This is a genomic window from Undibacterium sp. KW1, from assembly GCF_009937955.1.
Classification (GTDB): domain Bacteria; phylum Pseudomonadota; class Gammaproteobacteria; order Burkholderiales; family Burkholderiaceae_D; genus Undibacterium.
Genome location: NZ_AP018439.1, coordinates 407,429 through 426,658 on the forward strand (window position 1 = coordinate 407,429; position 19,230 = coordinate 426,658).

Here is a 19,230-nt window from a genome sequence, read left to right on the forward strand (position 1 = left end):
TTTAGGAAAATAAAATGAAATCAGTCGTCCTGCATTTCTATCAAATCAGCATCTTATTCATCGCAGCCATGTTCAGCCTGACAGCCACGAGCGCAGAAACTGACCAGCTCAAACGTGTCGTTGATGAGGCCATACTCCCGGTACAGGAGAAAAATGCCATCCCTGGCATGGCCGTCGGAATTTTCGTCAATGGCAAACAATATGTGTTCAACTACGGGCTCGCATCCAAAGCCGGGAATGTTCCCGTCACCGATAACACCTTGTTTGAGATAGGTTCCATCAGCAAAACCTTTATCGCCACCATGACCACGCTGGCACAGGGCAGAGGAAAACTGGCTTTGAACGACAAGGTCGCTGACCACATTGCCAGCCTCAAAGGCTCGCAGTTTGGCGAGACTAGCCTGCTGAGCCTGGCAACGCACACGACAGGCGGCTTGCCCCAGCAGGTTCCTGAGGAAGTGATCAGTGATGAGCAACTGATCACCTATCTCAAGAACTGGAAGGCAGATCATATCCAGGGCACATACCGCACTTACAGCAATATCAGCATAGGCCTGCTCGGTGTTATCGCAGCCCAGAGCCTGCAGCAGCCCTTTGCCACCATCATGCAGGAACAGATATTTCCCACTCTGGGCATGAATAATAGTTACATTGTTGTGCCAGAAAGAAAACGTGCAGACTATGCGCAAGGCTATAAAAAGGACGACACCCCGGTACGCATGAGCGAAGATGTTCTCTCGGCAGAAGCCTACGGCGTCAGAACCAGCGCCAGCGACCTTGTGCAATTCATCCGCGCTAATCTGGGTCAGATGGAACTCTCCCCCGAATTTGCAGCCGCTCTGAAGAACACCCACACCGGCTACTTCAAAGCGGGTGGCATGACCCAGAGTCTTGTCTGGGAACTTTATCCCTACCCGACAGATATTGCTGCCGTGATCACAGGCTCATCCCGACTCATGGCCTTTGACGCCACTCCGGTGACCAAAATCACACCACCGTTCACACCCGGTAAAAACGTCTTTATCCATAAAACCGGCGCCACCGGTGGCTTCGGTGCCTACATCGCCTTTGTACCAGCCAGTAACATGGGTATCGTCATCCTGGCCAACAAGAATTATCCAAATCAGACACGCATAGAGACTGCGCAAAAGATTTTGAGGCAGTTGGGCATGTAGATCATGCGTTATATCCGGAGTAAGGTGAAGCCCAAATAGTGAAATTTGAAAATGCCTTTCAAGTCCTGCGCCAGTTGTCTAAATAATTTGCTGGCGCGCGGCAGCTTTTGCTTGATCAGGTAAGCAGAATTTTGTATTGGGGCTTACGCCGCATAGTTCTTCTCGCAGCAAATATTCCAATCTGTTAGACTCCTATCCGCCTGCGGGTAGGGGGGATTAAAGTTCCGGTCAGAGCACATATCCCAATCTGTTAGACTTTCACGGGTCAGCGGCCACGCTTCGCGCAAGTTCCGGTCAGAGCACATATCCCAATCTGTTAGACTTAAGGTCGTTGTAGATTCCACCGACCCGCAGTTCCGGTCAGAGCACATATCCCAATCTGTTAGACTCAAAAACACGATCGACACAACCATTCGAGTGTTCCGGTCAGAGCACATATCCCAATCTGTTAGACTTTCCCTCTTGTCAGGTATAGCATTCAACCAGTTCCGGTCAGAGCACATATCCCAATCTGTTAGACTTATGAGCATGCGCATGAATGCCGACCCTCTGTTCCGGTCAGAGCACATATCCCAATCTGTTAGACTGCCTTGGACATGCGCGACAGCCTTATCTATGTTCCGGTCAGAGCACATATCCCAATCTGTTAGACTTCAAATGAGCGATGACATCAATGTGAGGCGGTTCCGGTCAGAGCACATATCCCAATCTGTTAGACTTACACCAGCGCTGGACGGCATGCAAACAGTGTTCCGGTCAGAGCACATATCCCAATCTGTTAGACTACAGTCGCTGATCACAAGCGCCCACATCGTGTTCCGGTCAGAGCACATATCCCAATCTGTTAGACTAGTCAAGGCTGGCATAAATAAGAAAGGATGGTTCCGGTCAGAGCACATATCCCAATCTGTTAGACTTCAATTTGCTCAGCGAAGAAACGGACCAGCGTTCCGGTCAGAGCACATATCCCAATCTGTTAGACTTCAGAACCAGAGCACAACATCCATTCAGAAGTTCCGGTCAGAGCACATATCCCAATCTGTTAGACTTTATAACCATTTGACGCGTGATTAAATCCTGTTCCGGTCAGAGCACATATCCCAATCTGTTAGACTCAGAACGCGCAGCCCGTTCAATCCGGTGAAGTTCCGGTCAGAGCACATATCCCAATCTGTTAGACTGAGACAAATGCTGGCATGAATTATCAATCAGTTCCGGTCAGAGCACATATCCCAATCTGTTAGACTAGAGGCAAGTTCGTCTGAATAGCCGGGATGGTTCCGGTCAGAGCACATATCCCAATCTGTTAGACTAGCGACGTTTTTGCCAAGCGTAGCGATGGAGTTCCGGTCAGAGCACATATCCCAATCTGTTAGACTGCCGTCCAATCGATCAGCCTCATTGAACAGTTCCGGTCAGAGCACATATCCCAATCTGTTAGACTGATTCTGCTTGTAACCTTCCCACATCTCAAGTTCCGGTCAGAGCACATATCCCAATCTGTTAGACTTCAGTGCTGCGGCATCGGCAGGCGATATTGGTTCCGGTCAGAGCACATATCCCAATCTGTTAGACTTTTGATCGTGAAGTTGTGGACACATTGATTGTTCCGGTCAGAGCACATATCCCAATCTGTTAGACTCACTTATATGTGCATGGAGAGCAGGGCATAGTTCCGGTCAGAGCACATATCCCAATCTGTTAGACTTCATCAAGTATCAATTCGCCAAATAGCTTAGTTCCGGTCAGAGCACATATCCCAATCTGTTAGACTCAAGATACTTTGCAAAGACGGCAACGAGTGGTTCCGGTCAGAGCACATATCCCAATCTGTTAGACTTGAGCGCCATCGTGATTTTGGACATATTCTGTTCCGGTCAGAGCACATATCCCAATCTGTTAGACTACCGCCGTCTATCGAGTCATTAATTGCGGTGTTCCGGTCAGAGCACATATCCCAATCTGTTAGACTAACATCATGGCGACCGTACGCTTAACCGAGTTCCGGTCAGAGCACATATCCCAATCTGTTAGACTGGAAGGCGAATACGCCAAGGCCGTCGACATGTTCCGGTCAGAGCACATATCCCAATCTGTTAGACTCGATCAACAGCAGAATCACCTTGTTGAGGTGTTCCGGTCAGAGCACATATCCCAATCTGTTAGACTTCAAATGAGCGATGACATCAATGTGAGGCGGTTCCGGTCAGAGCACATATCCCAATCTGTTAGACTGAGAGTTTCAAGGATGATTGCTTGCTGGTCGTTCCGGTCAGAGCACATATCCCAATCTGTTAGACTTACAGGGTTTCCGGCAACAGGTACAGCCTGGTTCCGGTCAGAGCACATATCCCAATCTGTTAGACTGAGCGCGTCATGTCTAAAAAACCCCTGATTGTTCCGGTCAGAGCACATATCCCAATCTGTTAGACTTTGCCCACATCACCACTGGCAGACCATACTGTTCCGGTCAGAGCACATATCCCAATCTGTTAGACTGGCATCAATCCACGCCTTATTAGCTATCGCGTTCCGGTCAGAGCACATATCCCAATCTGTTAGACTGCGGACGATACGTTGACAAAGATGGTAAGGTTCCGGTCAGAGCACATATCCCAATCTGTTAGACTTGCCAAGCTGAATCCTCGACCAAGCATGTTGTTCCGGTCAGAGCACATATCCCAATCTGTTAGACTCCCAGAACTTCCACGCCTCATCAATGACAAGTTCCGGTCAGAGCACATATCCCAATCTGTTAGACTGGCGTAACATTTGAGGTCAAGCCCAATGTAGTTCCGGTCAGAGCACATATCCCAATCTGTTAGACTACTCCATTGCCACCTGTGTATGTCATCCGGGTTCCGGTCAGAGCACATATCCCAATCTGTTAGACTCTATCTGTGCAATTTGATCGCGCAATTCCTGTTCCGGTCAGAGCACATATCCCAATCTGTTAGACTGATTCATCCCACGCGAAGAGGGTGATGTAGTTCCGGTCAGAGCACATATCCCAATCTGTTAGACTGCGCGTACACGTATCGCGGTACAGCCGCAGGTTCCGGTCAGAGCACATATCCCAATCTGTTAGACTGGACGACTCCAACAAAGAACCAGCAGCAGGGTTCCGGTCAGAGCACATATCCCAATCTGTTAGACTCATTTATCACTCACCTGATTGGATCAATCAGTTCCGGTCAGAGCACATATCCCAATCTGTTAGACTTACAAATTGGATGGTAGCCGAAAGCTGACTGTTCCGGTCAGAGCACATATCCCAATCTGTTAGACTATCAGACCTGATTTTTCCATTTAACGAGGAGTTCCGGTCAGAGCACATATCCCAATCTGTTAGACTATCATGCTTGTATATGCAAAACAATATAGGGTTCCGGTCAGAGCACATATCCCAATCTGTTAGACTGGACGGCATTATATTGCGCCTGCATCCTGAGTTCCGGTCAGAGCACATATCCCAATCTGTTAGACTACGGCGATGAGTCGTGGCGCGCTCAATGAGGTTCCGGTCAGAGCACATATCCCAATCTGTTAGACTAGTTGAGTCCACATACATACCGCCGCCGCAGTTCCGGTCAGAGCACATATCCCAATCTGTTAGACTAGAAATGCAATAAGCCCCTGATTATTCAGGGGTTTATTGTTTTTTGAGGCAAGAAAAATGGCTGAATTCATCAGAATAAATCGAATTGGTCGGGCATTTTTTTCGCTGCCTGCTTGGCTTTTCCGCGAAAAGTGATGATGCGCTCGTATTGTTTGTCAGTAAATTGTAGGATATTTACCTTGCCACCGCTAGGCAGTTTTTGTTCTACGCGCCTGCAATAAGTCTCCACTTGTGTCTGACTCGTGCAAAAGCGCATATACACAGAAAATTGTGACATTTCAAATCCCATGTCCAGCAAGGAATTGCGAAATTCTGTCGCTGCCTTGCGCTCGGCCTTCTCTATAACGGGTAGGTCAAACATCACTATCATCCACATGATGCGATATCCGCTGAGCATGGCATATTACTCATCAAGCAGGGATGCCGCGAGGTTCAGGGGAAGGCCGGGCAGGGGTAAATCCAGTTTTTCTTTTTCTCCAATAAATATCTGTGCCAGGGAAGTTGCCAATTTTTGGGTGCAAACAATGATGGGCGTGACGCCTGCGCTGGTTTGCATGTCGTCGTACATGGTGCGTACCAGTGCGCGCTTGGTTTCTGGCGTGATCATGTTTTCCCCCTGTTTTTGTAGTTGCCACACTTTTAAATCCACCATGGGACGAAAAGGTTCCATCAAGTCATCAACCAGGCGCATGGCATTGCCTTCGTTGCTGTGGTGTAATCCAAGTGTGGGATGTAGCCCTGCCGCAACAATGGCTCTTGCTGTTGTAGCACGCAACACGGTGTAGCCATAATTGAGCATGGCATTGAGTCCACCTGCTTGCTGGTCACGTCTGAAGCTATCACCAAAGAGTAAAGTCCAATATCTTCTGGCACCTTGGGCTTCAAAGTTATCAGGATCTCCTGAGCGCACTTTGCGCACCAGGGATGTCAGAGGAATTGTTGGTGCATTGGCAGCTTCCAGGGCTGCTGCCTGCTGCTGCAATTTGGACTTAACGATATCTGCCCATAAACGTTTGATCGTGGGTTGTGAAGCTGCAATTTGCGCGTCAAAGCGTTTGGCTTGTTGGTAATTGCCTTCTATGGGGAGTAGCATGCCTGCTGCATTGTGGTTGGCCGAGCATAGTACAAAAGGTGCGCAACGCTCGGCCAGGGCAATCAGGAGATTATTGGTATAACTCAGACCATGCGCATTGGCGATGACTGCCGCAATATCATCTAGCGGTACCTGGCCTAATTCTTTGCGCTCACCTTCTGTATCTTGCACCACCATAAAGCCACGTGATAGAAATAAATGCCGTCGGTCATCTGCTATTTCTACTATGCGGCCTATCATGGTAACTATCCCCTAAATCCAGGGTCACGAAGTTTGCCGGTTTCAGAAACTGTACAGCGTCTGCCTTTGGCCTTTTGAAGAGAACCAGGCATCTTTGATATATATGAAAATGAATTTTCCTTGTCTCTATTTCTGGCATCTACATTAGCTTCATTGTGCTCAGCAATAAATATTTGGCCGTTCTGTTTTATGTTTGCAATAACCATTGTTTTCAGCTTGCCATCTATCTCTAACCTTAGGTAGTCTTTGCTCATTATTCGCATTGCTAGCAATTTTCCAGATACAGTTAATTTGGGATCGCGAAGTTTTTCCCAGCCCTTTTTTTCTCCAAATTGACGAATAATTTGATACGCTTCAAAAGTCGTAATGACATCACCATTCCAGCGACCTTTGTCGTCTGCCCATATCTCCATGCAATAATTGCTGCCACCTACATACCCTTTATAGGGTTTTGATTGTCCATCTTCAGTGATGCCGTGACGATCATTTGCTTTAGCATCGCTAAACGCAATAACGCCGAGTTTGCGCACATCTAGTTCACGGCGTACCCCATCTTCGGATAAGACTCTGTGTTGGACCAAGCCATCTTTGCGCAATCCCCATGCGCTTGCTTCGTGCATGGCACCCTGGTAACCATGTTCGGGTTTGTAACTGACAACAATATTATTCAATGCACGTTCTACATGTTCACGATAACCGGGCCATGGCTCGTCGACCTTGTCCAGCAATCGCTTGCTTCCTGATTCCCATGCACGGTCACTGGAACTGGAAAATGTATTCAATGTTGATCTGTCGGTAATGCCGATCACGCAGGCGTCCAGTGCATGATGGCGATGGTCTTCACGGTTCTTTGTATCATCTCCTGAGAGTAATTTATTGAGTGAAAACTTACCGCGTAATAAGCCCGTTAACCGACCTGGGATCGCCCAGACTTGATTATGTGGACAGATACAAGTCAAATATTCTTTTGCTATCCGTGATAAATAAGCCGTATCATTCAATGCCCGTGGTAAGAAATCTTTTTCACCATCTAGCCATTGTTCCATTCCATCGATGGCAAAGCGTTTCTTCTTATTTGTCGGCATTAGGGCAGCACGCAACAAAATGGCTTCATAGTCATAACCAGCTTGTTGCACACGTCCAAAGGCTTCATATGGAGTTTGATTTCCTTTTGCACGATTTGCACGGGTTAAAGAGACGGTCTTGTTCGCCATGCTATCGTCGAGGGTACGTTTGAATGGCAAGATGTGCTCAATCTCAACGTCTCCACGCAGCAATCTGTCTATGCTGATTTGCTCGCCTGTGTATGGGCAACAGCGATCGGCGATGTTCTTTGGATTTAATTCCACCCACAATTGCATTTTCTGTGATAGTTCACGTCGCTTGTTTTTATCGAGATGTGATGCTTCAAGATTCAGTATTCGGCAAGCTTCCTTGACATGAATATCATTTAAATCTTGCTTTGTTTTTTGTTCGCGTTGAATTTCCAGCTTACGTTCACGGCTTAATTTTAATTCTCGCGCTACTTCAATAATGACTTGTGTTGGATGTCCATATTCCCGGATGAGCGTGTTGACAACCGCACGAACTTGATTCAGTCCAATATGCACAGTTGGATTTGCTATTTTCCCATAGCGCTCTTCATCATTGCGTGGATTGTTTTTTTCAAATGCCACATGGCGTCGCAATGGAATGCCGTAGTAAGGCAATTCCTCCATGATCTCGCCGGTTTGTTGCGCATGTGAGATTGCACTATGACTATCAAATTTTGCAGCGACCACTGCCTTGTCATAAGTAATCACATCGGACATCAATGCAGGTAAGATACGGCTCAGTGCTGTTTTTCCCAGTCGTCCAAATCCTTCTGGCAAACTGGCATTGGCAATTCTTTCTGCATGTTCTTCATCCACGCCGGTGTGGCCCTGTAGCCATGCAACAAGTTTGGCTTCGCTTGCCTCTTCTAATAATTGAGTCACTATGTCATCTTGCAATGCCGGTACAAAGTCATGCCATGCTGCGCCAAAGTGTTCAGGTTTTGAAAGCGCAACACTTGTTGCATTTCCTTTTAGCCGGTCGCGTTTGATGTCTTCCAAATTAAAGCTGGTGGTCCCAGGCAACTTGAGAGCCTTGACCATGGCAGTGAATGTCAGGTCACTCTTGGTCTCCATCAGATTGGCAAGTGTGTTGCGTTGCGCCATTGTCAGATTTTGTTCTTGTAAGCCTTCCGTTAAAATTCGCAAATGATTTAGTTCTTGATAGATACGGAATCGCTGCGTACTTGGTAATGCGAGGGGCGCTCGCGGTTCTTCGGGTATCAGAGTACAGCGGCCCGGCACTACTGGTTTCAAGGGGCGCTGATGCAGCAATATGTCTTTTAATTCCAGTCGTGCCGCCTCAGTAAAGAGTGCAGGATTAAATTTTTCTTGTGCTGACCATAAAGTATCAAATTCATGCTCTATCATTGCGCGGTCAGCGTAAAAATCGTATTTTTTGTCCTTTTGCGTTTTCCCTTGCAGCCGGGCACGTACGCTCTCCCCATTTTTTGAGCGTTTCGCCAACCATTCACCTAGTGTCCGGCAATTTTCTTCTTTCAGTTTCTCACGCAGCTCTTTGATGGCGCGCTTCAATGCACCACTATCATTGTCTTTTTTGTCGGTTTTGCGATTACTGAGAAACCCACGTCTTTGGTTTATATGAAACAGGGCCCGGGCAAACTCTTCACCACTTAATGCTGTGTCCAGACCTTGCGCACGTAACTCATAAGGATTGAGCTTTGTCAGTTCCAGACGTTGATCTTTGTCTTGAGGAAAAAAACCGAGAGAAATGAGTGCTGTCATCATGCGCGCTTTGCGCTTCAACAGCCGGTCACGACGACGGCGCATAGAGCGTGCGTCACGGCGAGTGACTGCGAGAGATGCGCCATCTTTTGGGTTCCTGCCGTCGGGGAAAATGCGGACGCCAGCTTTGATAATAGCGCAAGGATTTCCGTCTTTATTCAAACGAAACATTACCCATCCCAGTGAGGATGCACCTAAATCAAGGGCCAGTCTATATTGCATTTTCCAAAGCATGCCATGCTCCACGTATATTTTTGTTAATATGTTGACTTTACATTAATTCCACACTATTATTCAAGCATTATCAGATTGGGATATGTGCTCTGAACGCTAACAAGCTGAAAGATGCACCAAATGAAAAGGCCGCTATATGCGGCCTTTTGCTTTTGTAAGGGAGTAGACGCAAATGCCATCCTTGCTTTTTCATGCTTGCAAAATAGCAACAGTACGCAGATATACATTTGATGTATCGCCAGCGAAATCACCGCCATCGCATGAAACATGTGGACGGGGCGCTGGGGGTTCAGTATTCTTTCATTATTCGTATAGGCTTTCAGGGTTTGCTGCTACGGGATGGGATTCCGTTTTGTCGCTTTCTTGAAGATAGCCAGTCATTGCATGCATCTGCATTGATTTTCATGTAACAAATTCAGGAGTTGGTCATGGCCTCGGAAGAAAATGGTGTAGTGTACGGAACAGAAGATCTGTTGACGAGTTTGTGCAACTCGGTAATACGGGTGTTGAATGTCGCCACAAATAGCAAGGTGCATTATTCTGCCATGGTGCAGCGCATCACCAAGATAGGCTTGAAGCCGGATATAGGCTGCTTTGTGTTGTTTGATGGCGGCTTTTCCGGGTTGGTGGTGCTGAATTTTGATGGTGATACGGCGCTGGAAATCTACGAGAAATACATGCTTAACATGGGCATGCCCAAATCTGAGCTGGCAACTTCGTTCACTTCTGACGAGGTGGCAAATATCCTCGGTGAGTTGATGAACCAGATTGTTGGTGACTTCACTGGCAAGATACGCCGCGAGTTGCAGACCAATATCACCCAGAACCAGCCCAAGATGCTGGTGCTGACCAAGCAGGTCATGCTGAGTGTGGATACCCCGCTGGACAGGCCTGAATTGCGCCGTGTTTCTTTCTTCACCGAGAAAAACAATATCTTCTATCTTGAACTGGCGATAGACAGGACAGAGTTCATCAAGCTGCATGACTTTGAAGCGCATGAAGTGGCTGATCCTGATGCTTTGCTGGACTTTGAGCAGGCTTCGGAACAAAAGTCCTCTGCTCCCGCCGCGCCTGATGATGACGAAAACTCCGAATTGCTGAAGTCTCTGGGTATGTAATTTAAGTTTGTGATATCTCAGAGTTCAGTTTTGCCTGTCTGGAGCAGGCAAGCAAACGAAAGGCCGCACTTGCGGCCTTTTTGCTATTCAAGCGGGGGGGTATCAGGCCAGTTTTTTAACTACCACGCAGCCTATCGAATAACCCGCACCAAAAGAGCAGATCACGCCTACATTGCCAGCTTCGAGGTCGTCCTGGTATTTATGGAAGGCGATGATGGAGCCAGCGGACGAAGTATTGGCGTAAGTGTCCAAAATCGTTGGTGATTCTTCTGGCGTTGCATCGCGGCCCAAAATCATGCGGGCGATGAGCAGGTTCATGTTCAGGTTGGCCTGGTGCAGCCAGTAACGTTTGACGTCAGGGATGGCGATGTCGGCAGCCTGTACCGTGGAGGTAATGACGGCAGCTGCCATGGGGCAGACGTCCTTGAACACTTTGCGGCCTTGCTGGCGGAACAGTTTGTCTGGCTTGCCTATGCCGCTTTCATCGGCACGGTTCAAAAAGCCAAAGTTGTTGCGGATATTGTTCGAGAACTGGGTCTTGAGTTTCAGGCCAACGATTTCAAACTGGTGCTTCGATGTCGCCAGGTCGGCGCGTTCTACGATGATGGCAGTGCAGGCATCACCAAAGATAAAGTGGCTGTCACGGTCGCGCCAGTTCAGATGGCCGCTGGTAATTTCAGGGTTGACGACCAGTACCGCACGCGCCTGGCCGCTTTGGATGGCGGTGACGGCTGCCTGTATGCCAAAGGTGGCAGAAGAGCAGGCGACATTGATGTCATAGCCATAGCCATCTATGCCCAGGGCATTCTGGATTTCCACTGCCATGGCAGGGTAGCCACGTTGCATATTGCTGGCAGCGCAAATGACGGCGTCGATATCGGCAGCAGTGCGGCCTGCGCGTTCCAGCGCCTGGTTGGCGGCAGCGACTGCCATTTCACACATGATAGATGGTTCTTCATCACTGCGCTCAGGGATGCGTGGCACCATGCGGTTGATGTCGAGCACGCCTTCCTTGTTCATGACAAAGCGGGATTTGATGCCTGAGGCTTTTTCTATGAAGGCGACGCTGGATTCTTCCAGCGCGACTACTTCACCACTGGCGATGGAGGCGGCGTTTTGCGCATTGTGTTGCTGGACATAAGCATTGAAACTGGCGATCAGTTCTTCATTGGAAATAGACTGGGAAGGGGTGTACAAGCCGGTGCCGCTGATGACTACTTTGCTCATCTCTTGCTTTCTGGTTATGTCGTTCTGAATTATGCGCAAAAATGCGCGACGAAGTCGCTCGATTTTACACAATAAAGATGACAGTTAAACGAGAAACGCACAGAAATAGAGTGCTTATTCCAGTTTGGTGCGCCTGGAACAAGCAATCTTTAGTGCGGCAATGACAGGGTCAGGCAGTCAATTGCTGTTTGTGGTGCAGCAAATGATCTTCAATGAAGGTATTGATGAAGTAATAACCATGGTCATAGCCTTCATGGTAGCGCAGTGTCAGCGGCTGTTGCACGCTGGCGCAGGCTGTCTTGAAAGCTTCAGGGTGTAGTTGTTCGGCCAAAAATTTGTCGGCAAATCCCTGGTCTATCAAAATGCCTTTGGGGAAGGGCGGCTGGCTCTGCTTTTGCATGAGGGCGGTGGCGTCAAATTCGGCCCAGGCATTTTCATCAGTTCCCAGATATCCGGTGAAGGCTTTTTGTCCCCAGAGACACTGGCTCGGTGCGGCTATCGGGGCGAAGGCAGATACGCTAGTGAATAGGTCAGGATGGCGCAAGGCCAGTACCAGGGCACCGTGGCCACCCATGGAATGCCCCATGATGCCGACGCGTGTCTTGTCCATGGGCAAGCTAGCCAGCAGCATGGGCAGCAGTTCAGCGACGATATAGCTGTGCATGCGGTAGTGCTTGCTCCAGGGCGCTTGCGTAGCATCCAGGTAAAAACCGGCAGCCACACCAAAATCCCAGTTATCGCTGTCGCCGGGGATGTTGGCATTGCGCGGGCTGGTATCTGGTGTGATGAGGATAATGCCTTCGCGTGCGGCAATGGCTTGCGCACCCGCCTTGATCATGAAGGTTTCTTCTGTGCAGGTCAGGCCAGCCAGGTAAATAATGGCCGGGCAAGTCCCGCCTGCCATGGCCTGTGGTGGCAAATAGACTGAAAACCGCATGGGCAAGCCTATCTCGGCAGAGTCATGCTGATAAAAGCGCTGCACGCCGCCATGGCAGGCGTGCTGGCTCAGCAAAGTCACTTCTTCTGCGTCGTTGTTGGATTCGCGCTGCGACATCAGAACAACACCACTGAGCGTATCGATTCGCCGCTCTTCATGAGATCAAAGCCTTCATTGATGCGTTCCAGCGGCAGGCGGTGGGTGATCAGGTCATCGATATTGAGTTTGCCTTCCATATACCAATCGACGATTTTTGGTACGTCAGTGCGGCCACGTGCACCACCAAAAGCTGAGCCTTTCCATTCACGACCAGTGACAAGCTGGAAGGGGCGGGTAGAGATTTCTGCGCCAGCTTCAGCCACGCCGATGATGATGGATTTGCCCCAGCCCTTGTGGCAACACTCCAGCGCCTGACGCATGACCTTGGTATTGCCTATGCACTCGAAAGAATAATCAGCGCCACCATCCGTCAACTGGATGATGTGATCGACCACGTTTTCTACTTCGTTCGGGTTGATGAAATGGGTCATGCCAAACTGGCGCGCCATGCTTTCACGCGCCGGGTTCAGATCTACACCAATGATCTTGTCTGCACCAACCATTTTTGCAGCCTGTATGACATTGAGGCCTATGCCACCGAGGCCGAATACAACAACGTTGGCACCCGCTTCCACCTTCGCCGTGAAAACCACGGCACCAACGCCGGTAGTGACGCCACAACCGATATAGCAAATCTTGTCAAAGGGCGCGTCTTCACGCACCTTGGCAACGGCGATTTCCGGCACCACGATGTAATTGGAGAATGTCGATGTACCCATGTAATGGAACAGCGGTTTGCCATCGAGCGAAAAGCGCGATGTTGCATCCGGCATCAGGCCGCGGCCCTGGGTGGAGCGTATCGCCTGGCAGAGATTGGTTTTGCGCGACAGGCAGAATTTGCACTGGCGGCATTCTGGTGTGTATAGCGGGATCACATGATCACCTTTGCGCACACTGGTGACGCCGGGGCCGGTATCAACGATGACGCCTGCACCTTCATGGCCGAGGATGGCTGGGAACAGGCCTTCAGGATCAGCACCTGAGAGTGTGTAATAGTCGGTATGGCAAATGCCGGTGGCCTTGACTTCGATCAGCACCTCACCAGCTTGCGGACCTTGCAACTCAACTTCTTCTATCGTCAGTGGTGCTCCGGCTTTCCAGGCGATGGCGGCTTTGGTTTTCATGGCTGTCCTTTAAATGGTGGGTCTTGGTCTGACTCTAGAACTCATTTCATAAATAGGGTGAGATGCGTTTGTCTCATAACGTGGGCTGGCCAATGGTAAAACTTTGGACGAGGCAGTCAATAGCTTTGCCTATTGATAACGAGTCCAACGCAGTCCAGCGCGCGTTATGAGGCAAACCCTCCGGGAACTGACGATTTGGGCGCATTGCAGCGTGCAGTTTTGTTACCTCGCACTTGCAAAGGCGGACGCCTTAGCTGCACAGGGTACACACCTAAGGCCTTGCACTGCATCCCAAATCGTCTTGTTCGCACTCATCCTATTTATGAAATGAGTTCTAAAATAAGTTTGCTGATTGTGCTGTAAAGCGCAGTGAGTCTGTAATCTTTTTGCATGTCTGGCCGATTGTGCGCTAAGAATGGCTTAAAAAGACGGATCGTACTGTTTCGATTATGATGAGTGCTTTATTGAATATTATTGGGCCAGGGCTAATGATGAAGCCAATCAAAGCAGTGAAGCCAGGCATGGTCAAACGACCAACATTGGCACGCACAGTAGACATCGTGGTTTACCCCGGTTTCAAGGCACTGGAAGCGATAGGCCCTATGTCGGTATTTGAATATGCGAATATCCATTTGCAGCGTCAGGGCAAGCCTGCCGCCTATGATGTGAAGATTGCAGCGGCGCATTTGGGGCCTGTGCGTTCAGATACCCTGATGTGCCTGGAAGCCAGCAAGATCATCAATACCCTGGCCTTGCCGGATGACGCCATCATCGTCGGTTCGCGCCATATACAGCAGGCGCTGGCAGATAATCAGGCCATTATCGACTGGGTGGCAGAAGTGGCGACCAGGATCAAACGCCTGGCGGCACTATGTTCAGGCGCTTTTTTCCTGGCGCGCACAGGTTTGCTGGATGGCAAACATGCGACCACGCACTGGAGCGTCGCCCAGCAATTGCAAGATGACTTTGCTGCGGTGCAGGTAGATGCTGATGCGATTTTTATACGCAGCGGCAACCTGTGGACTTCGGCAGGTGTGACTGCAGGTATTGATCTGGCGCTGGCTTTTGTGGAAGATGATTGCGGTCATGAACTGGCACTCGAAGTTGCCAGCGACATGGTGGTGTACCTGAAACGTCCTGGCGGACAATCGCAATTCAGCACGCATCTGATGAGCCAAAAAACGGCACAAACCAATATCCGTGAATTGCAGCAGTGGATATTATCCAACCTGCACCAGCGTCTGCCAGTATCTCAACTGGCCAAGATGGCGGGCATGAGCTTGCGTAACTTCACTCGTCTGTTCCAGCAAGAAGTGGGTGTCAGCACGACAGAATTTATCGAGACAGCGCGCCTTGAATTTGCCCGGCAATTACTGGCAGATATGTCTGAGCAAACCCTGCCGGTGAAAACAATAGCGTCACGCTGTGGCTTTGGTAGTGACGACCAGTTGCGCAGGGTATTTCAAAAGCGTTTGCAGATGTCACCAACACAGTACCGTGCAGCGCTAAGTTGATTTTTTATGTATTACATCGCCAAACTTTACATTGCCATGTAACGCCCTGGCCTGTGGTTAAGGCTGATGGCCAGGTTCAACGCAAACGCACCAAGTACAGAAGCCAGCAAGGCCGTAGGCGTGACCACCGCCAGCGATGCCAGTACGATGATGAAATCGACCGCCATCTGCAATTTACCGGCCCGTATGCCGCGTTTTTCTTGCAGGTACAGGGCCAGGATATTGATGCCACCTAGGCTGGCCTGATGGCGGAACAAGACGATAAAACCCACGCCCATCATCAGGCCACCAGTCAGGGCAACATAAAAGGGAACCATGACAGTTATGGCTGTCAGATGCAGGAGCTTGGGATGCAGGCTGGAAAATACCGAGACCAGTGCCACCGCACAAAAGGTCTTCAAGGTAAACCGCCAGCCCATGCGTCGCCAGGCCAGCCAGTAAAACGGCAGGTTGATGAGGAAAAACACCATACCAAATGACCAGCCTGTCGTATAGTGCAGCAAGAACGCCAGGCCAGCAGTGCCCCCGTCAGCAAGCCCGCCTGATTGAATAGGGCGATACCCAGAGACACCAATAAAGTGCCAGTGATAATTGCCAGCACATCTTCCAGCAGGCTATGCGGGATAAAGCGTTTAGATGCTGTGGCGGTTTTCATGAAGGTGCAAAGTATGGGAATGAAAGGCAATTGTACGCCGCAGTTCCCAGCCCATCATCATACTTCAGTGTGCATTCCCGCTTTCATTGACCTTTGTCAAACCGCCTGCTTCAGTTTTGCAACAGGCAGATGCCAGTGGTGATTAAAAAGCATGACTTGCCGCGCCGGATAAGTCATGCTTTTTTTACTCAATGTGTCCTGGTATTTTTTGCATTCAGGCTTTCAAGGCCTTTAACTGTTCTTCTGCATCTGCACGCAGTTTTTTGCTCAAGGCTGGTTTGAAGCTCAGTGCTTTTTCAAAGTAAGAAATTGCCTTGGGCTTTTCATTCACGGCTTGCAGGCATTGTGCAAGGCGGTAATAGATGCCTGCATTGGTATCAAGTGTCTGGGCTTTTTCAAACCAGCTCAAGGCTTCTTTGTGCTTGCCCTGCTCCTGCAAGGAGCGGCCCATGCCAAATGCGCCCTGGTATTTGGCAGGAAAGCGTTGCTGCAGGTCGGTAAAAATGCGTTCGGCATCACTGTATTTCTTTTGCTGCACATAATTTGCACCTATGCTGTACAGTATGTTGCGCTGCATGTTGATGAGTGACTCAGTATTACCGGGAATGGCACTCAGGGCTGCTGTTTCTGCACTGGCAAATTTATCGTCTGCCAGGTCCACATTCGCCTGCAATAAATTGCCAGCAGCGTTATTCACTTTCGCGGTTTCTATGACCAGGTTTTGTGCCTTGCTTTTGCCACCACCAGCAATCGCCGGCGCCTGCAAATAAAATTGCAACAGTGAGCTGCGCGCGCTGTAATTTTTGGGGTCCAGTTCCACTGCCTTGATAAAGGCGTCGCGGATTTTGCCCGCGTAAGACATGGCGGCAAACATGCTGCCGGATGTGGCCTTGGTGCCTAAAACATTGCCCAGCATTTCATGGCACTCAGACAGTTGGGGATGGGCGCTAACACATTGCTCTACGTATTTCGCCGCTTCATCGAGTTTGTCGAGTTTGCCTTCGGCAAGTATCAATTCTGCTTTTACCAGCAAGGCATCGGCGTTATTGGCATCGGTGCTTAACTTGGCATTCGCGGCTCTTTCTGCTTCAGCATATTTCTTTGCCTTCATCAAGCCATCGTACTCATGGGCGCTGGCGGCTTGCATGGTGAGCAAGGTGATGGCACTGGCGAGCAGAGCAGGTACAAGTTTCATGGAAGACCCCCGAAAAGAATTGATCCCTCATTAACGCTGCGCCAGTCATTTGGTTGACTGGCGCAGCGAAGGGGCAAAACCACAGGGATCAAAAAGGACAGATCAGTCTCAGTCTTTCTTTTCCTTTTCCAGTTCCGTTTGTGTTTCTTCTGCTGTAGCGGCTTCCCTGGCCGGGAAGAAATAATCACGCGGATTTTCCTTGAAGCGTGTCCACAGCAAGACGGTCAGCAAACCACCCTGGCCAAAACTGACGCGGCGTGAACGCAAGGCCACCAGCATCGCCAGGCTGAAGCTGACACCGAGATTGACCATGCCTATGCACATGATGCCAAACAGCGAATAGGCCGCCACTTGCCAGTTCATGACATTGTCAAGGCCGACCAGGGCAAAGGCAAAATTGGCGCTGGCAAAGGTGATGTGGCGGATGTCTATCGGCAAGCCAAAGAAACTGCCCAACTGCCCTATCGTACCGAGCATGATGCCAAAGAAAAAATTCCCCGCTAGTGCGCCGAGATTATTACCTATGTAAGTGGTGACACGCAGCAAGCGCGCTTCACCCAGCAGGCTTCTCAGCCAACCTAGTTGACGCAAACGCTCAGGGATATTTCCATAGCTGGCCTTGTTATCGTAATAACCTGAAATCAGGCCAGACAAGAACAGGCAGACGCCGGCAATCGCCGCATGTGGCAAGGCCAGGCTGGCGAAAGGGTCGATATCATGTAGCAGATGCTGGGCTTTTTCTGGTGACACCAGATGTTTGCCCGTGATCGAGACCCAGGCCCAGGCAATCGCATACGCAGTAGGCATGGCCAGACCAATATTGCCGATAATGGCAATGAATTGTGAACGCAACACGCGCACAATGAGTTCTGCCAGTTCATCGAGTTTCTGTTTGCCGCCATCAATTGCCCGTGCCAGCAAGGCCGCAGTCATCGCCGGTTGCTTGGTGGCGATAGTGAAATGCAGTACGTGCACCAGCATGAAGCCGCCTGAATAATTCAGGCTGTACAGCACGGCATAGCCGAACGGCGCCAGTGCAAGGGTGCCGAACAAAATCTTGATCAGCGCCATGAAGCCGACGATGAAGCCAGCTCCCAGGGCAGAGCGCAACATGTCCAGCCATTCTGCGCGATTATTGGTTACATAATGCTCACCGCTTTTCCCGGCTCTTTCGGTTACTTGCAACGACAAGAGCTCGGTATTGCTTTGCATGAGATTGCGCAAGCTATGGTTGTGGTTTTCTGCGATAGACAATTCCTTGAACAGGGTAGTGCCTATTACTGCGGCATGGTCAGTGCTGCGGCTGTCGAGCATGTCCAGCAACTGGCGCAGTCGCGCTATGCTTTGCATCAATTGCAGCAGCAGGCGCGTCAGGCTGATCGATACGCCTTGCATGGCGGCAGTGCGGCGTATGCGGTTGGCGATGTCTTCGCATTGCGTCAGCAAGACTTCGATATGTTTGCTGTCTTCCCGTTCATGCGACTTGTCAGCCAGCCATTTTGTATAGCAAATCACATAGTCATTGATGGCGTCATTCTGGCGCAAGAAAGGCGACTCGAATTTTTCTATATCAGGATAATTGCGTACCAGTTCGGCTTCCAGGCCGATATTCGTAATACGGTAAGACAATACCTGCACGGCACTCAAGATTTCACATGTCAGGCCGGCATACGTAGTGCGCGGGGCGCGTGAGCGGAAACCTATGGCCTTGAGCAAATCCATCCAGGCCTGGTCGGTTACTGCATTTATCCAGATGTGGTCAGTTTTTTTATGAAACAACTGGCCAAACACATCCTTGATATAGGCGTCATTCACCAGCGGCGGCAAAAATTTATTCATTAATCTTTGCCTGGCCGCTGACCAGAAACCAATATTCTGGGTAATACCCACGTCTGTGAACAAATGTACCAGCTTACGCGTGGTCAATACCTGTACCAGATAACAGCGCAAGGCCTTGCGCCATGCAGGATTACTTTGCAGCACAAAGCACAGCGCACGCAGGTTGTCGGTAGCCCTTGCGGTATCTTGTGGGCGGGGTGGGCGTATCTCTGCAATCAGGTCACGCAAGTACTGGATATCGTTGAGTGCAGGATATTCGCCAAGGCGGATTTCAATTTCCGCTAAAACACTGTCTAAGCTCAAACCTTTCTCCTCAAAATGCCA

At 49.7% G+C, this 19,230-nt stretch carries 11 protein-coding genes, 1 pseudogene and 1 CRISPR repeat array; of the genes and pseudogenes, 3 read left to right on the top strand and 9 right to left on the bottom strand.

Annotation, left to right across the window (positions count from 1 at the left end):
* The first annotated feature begins 14 nt into the window (after nt 1–14).
* Entirely contained in the window at nt 15–1,175 is a 1,161-nt protein-coding gene (gene ampC / locus UNDKW_RS01870) for a class C beta-lactamase (protein WP_162057360.1), read from the top strand.
* Nucleotides 1,176–1,330: 155 nt separating this feature from the next.
* Nucleotides 1,331–4,794: a CRISPR direct-repeat array (repeat unit 36 nt; unit sequence GTTCCGGTCAGAGCACATATCCCAATCTGTTAGACT).
* A gap of 70 nt (nt 4,795–4,864) precedes the next feature.
* Here ampC and cas2 read toward each other — a convergent pair.
* Genes cas2 through cas9 form a run of 3 tightly spaced genes read right to left on the bottom strand, consistent with a single transcriptional unit; the run spans nt 4,865 to nt 9,198 of the window.
* Nucleotides 4,865–5,191, bottom strand: a complete 327-nt coding sequence (cas2, locus tag UNDKW_RS01875) for a CRISPR-associated endonuclease Cas2 (RefSeq protein WP_174247560.1) — start codon at nt 5,189–5,191, stop codon at nt 4,865–4,867.
* Nucleotides 5,192–5,197: 6 nt separating this feature from the next.
* Nucleotides 5,198–6,127, bottom strand: coding sequence for a type II CRISPR-associated endonuclease Cas1 (cas1, locus tag UNDKW_RS01880; protein WP_162057362.1), 930 nt, complete (start codon nt 6,125–6,127; stop codon nt 5,198–5,200).
* 5 nt (nt 6,128–6,132) lie between these two features.
* Nucleotides 6,133–9,198, bottom strand: a complete 3,066-nt coding sequence (cas9, locus tag UNDKW_RS01885) for a type II CRISPR RNA-guided endonuclease Cas9 (protein ID WP_162057363.1) — start codon at nt 9,196–9,198, stop codon at nt 6,133–6,135.
* 428 nt (nt 9,199–9,626) lie between these two features.
* On the opposite strand from cas9, the gene UNDKW_RS01890 reads away from it, so the two are divergent.
* A complete protein-coding gene (locus UNDKW_RS01890; protein ID WP_162057364.1) occupies nt 9,627–10,316 on the top strand; it encodes a DUF3334 family protein in 690 nt (229 codons plus the stop codon).
* Nucleotides 10,317–10,418: 102 nt separating this feature from the next.
* On the opposite strand, the gene UNDKW_RS01895 is transcribed toward UNDKW_RS01890, so the two are convergent.
* The 3 genes from UNDKW_RS01895 to UNDKW_RS01905 all read right to left on the bottom strand — a co-directional run bounded on the left by UNDKW_RS01895 (nt 10,419) and on the right by UNDKW_RS01905 (nt 13,703).
* On the bottom strand, nt 10,419–11,543 hold the full coding sequence (locus UNDKW_RS01895) for a beta-ketoacyl-ACP synthase III (RefSeq protein ID WP_162057365.1): 1,125 nt from the start codon (nt 11,541–11,543) through the stop codon (nt 10,419–10,421).
* Nucleotides 11,544–11,712: 169 nt separating this feature from the next.
* Entirely contained in the window at nt 11,713–12,597 is an 885-nt protein-coding gene (fghA, locus tag UNDKW_RS01900) for an S-formylglutathione hydrolase (RefSeq protein ID WP_162057366.1), read from the bottom strand.
* Nucleotides 12,597–13,703, bottom strand: coding sequence for an S-(hydroxymethyl)glutathione dehydrogenase/class III alcohol dehydrogenase (locus tag UNDKW_RS01905; RefSeq protein WP_162057367.1), 1,107 nt, complete (start codon nt 13,701–13,703; stop codon nt 12,597–12,599). Before UNDKW_RS01905 ends, fghA begins: the two co-directional genes overlap by 1 nt.
* A gap of 491 nt (nt 13,704–14,194) precedes the next feature.
* Here UNDKW_RS01905 and UNDKW_RS01910 point away from each other — a divergent pair, with 491 nt between their 5' ends.
* On the top strand, nt 14,195–15,217 hold the full coding sequence (locus UNDKW_RS01910; RefSeq protein WP_232063205.1) for a GlxA family transcriptional regulator: 1,023 nt from the start codon (nt 14,195–14,197) through the stop codon (nt 15,215–15,217).
* 26 nt (nt 15,218–15,243) lie between these two features.
* Here the strand turns inward: UNDKW_RS01910 and UNDKW_RS01915 are convergent.
* The 3 genes and pseudogenes from UNDKW_RS01915 to UNDKW_RS01925 all read right to left on the bottom strand — a co-directional run bounded on the left by UNDKW_RS01915 (nt 15,244) and on the right by UNDKW_RS01925 (nt 19,209).
* A pseudogene (locus tag UNDKW_RS01915) lies at nt 15,244–15,872 on the bottom strand (YitT family protein).
* 214 nt (nt 15,873–16,086) lie between these two features.
* Complete coding sequence (locus tag UNDKW_RS01920) at nt 16,087–17,067, bottom strand: tetratricopeptide repeat protein (protein ID WP_162057368.1); 981 nt, start codon at nt 17,065–17,067, stop codon at nt 16,087–16,089.
* Nucleotides 17,068–17,175: 108 nt separating this feature from the next.
* Entirely contained in the window at nt 17,176–19,209 is a 2,034-nt protein-coding gene (locus tag UNDKW_RS01925; protein WP_232063206.1) for a site-specific recombinase, read from the bottom strand.
* Nucleotides 19,210–19,230 lie beyond the last annotated feature (21 nt).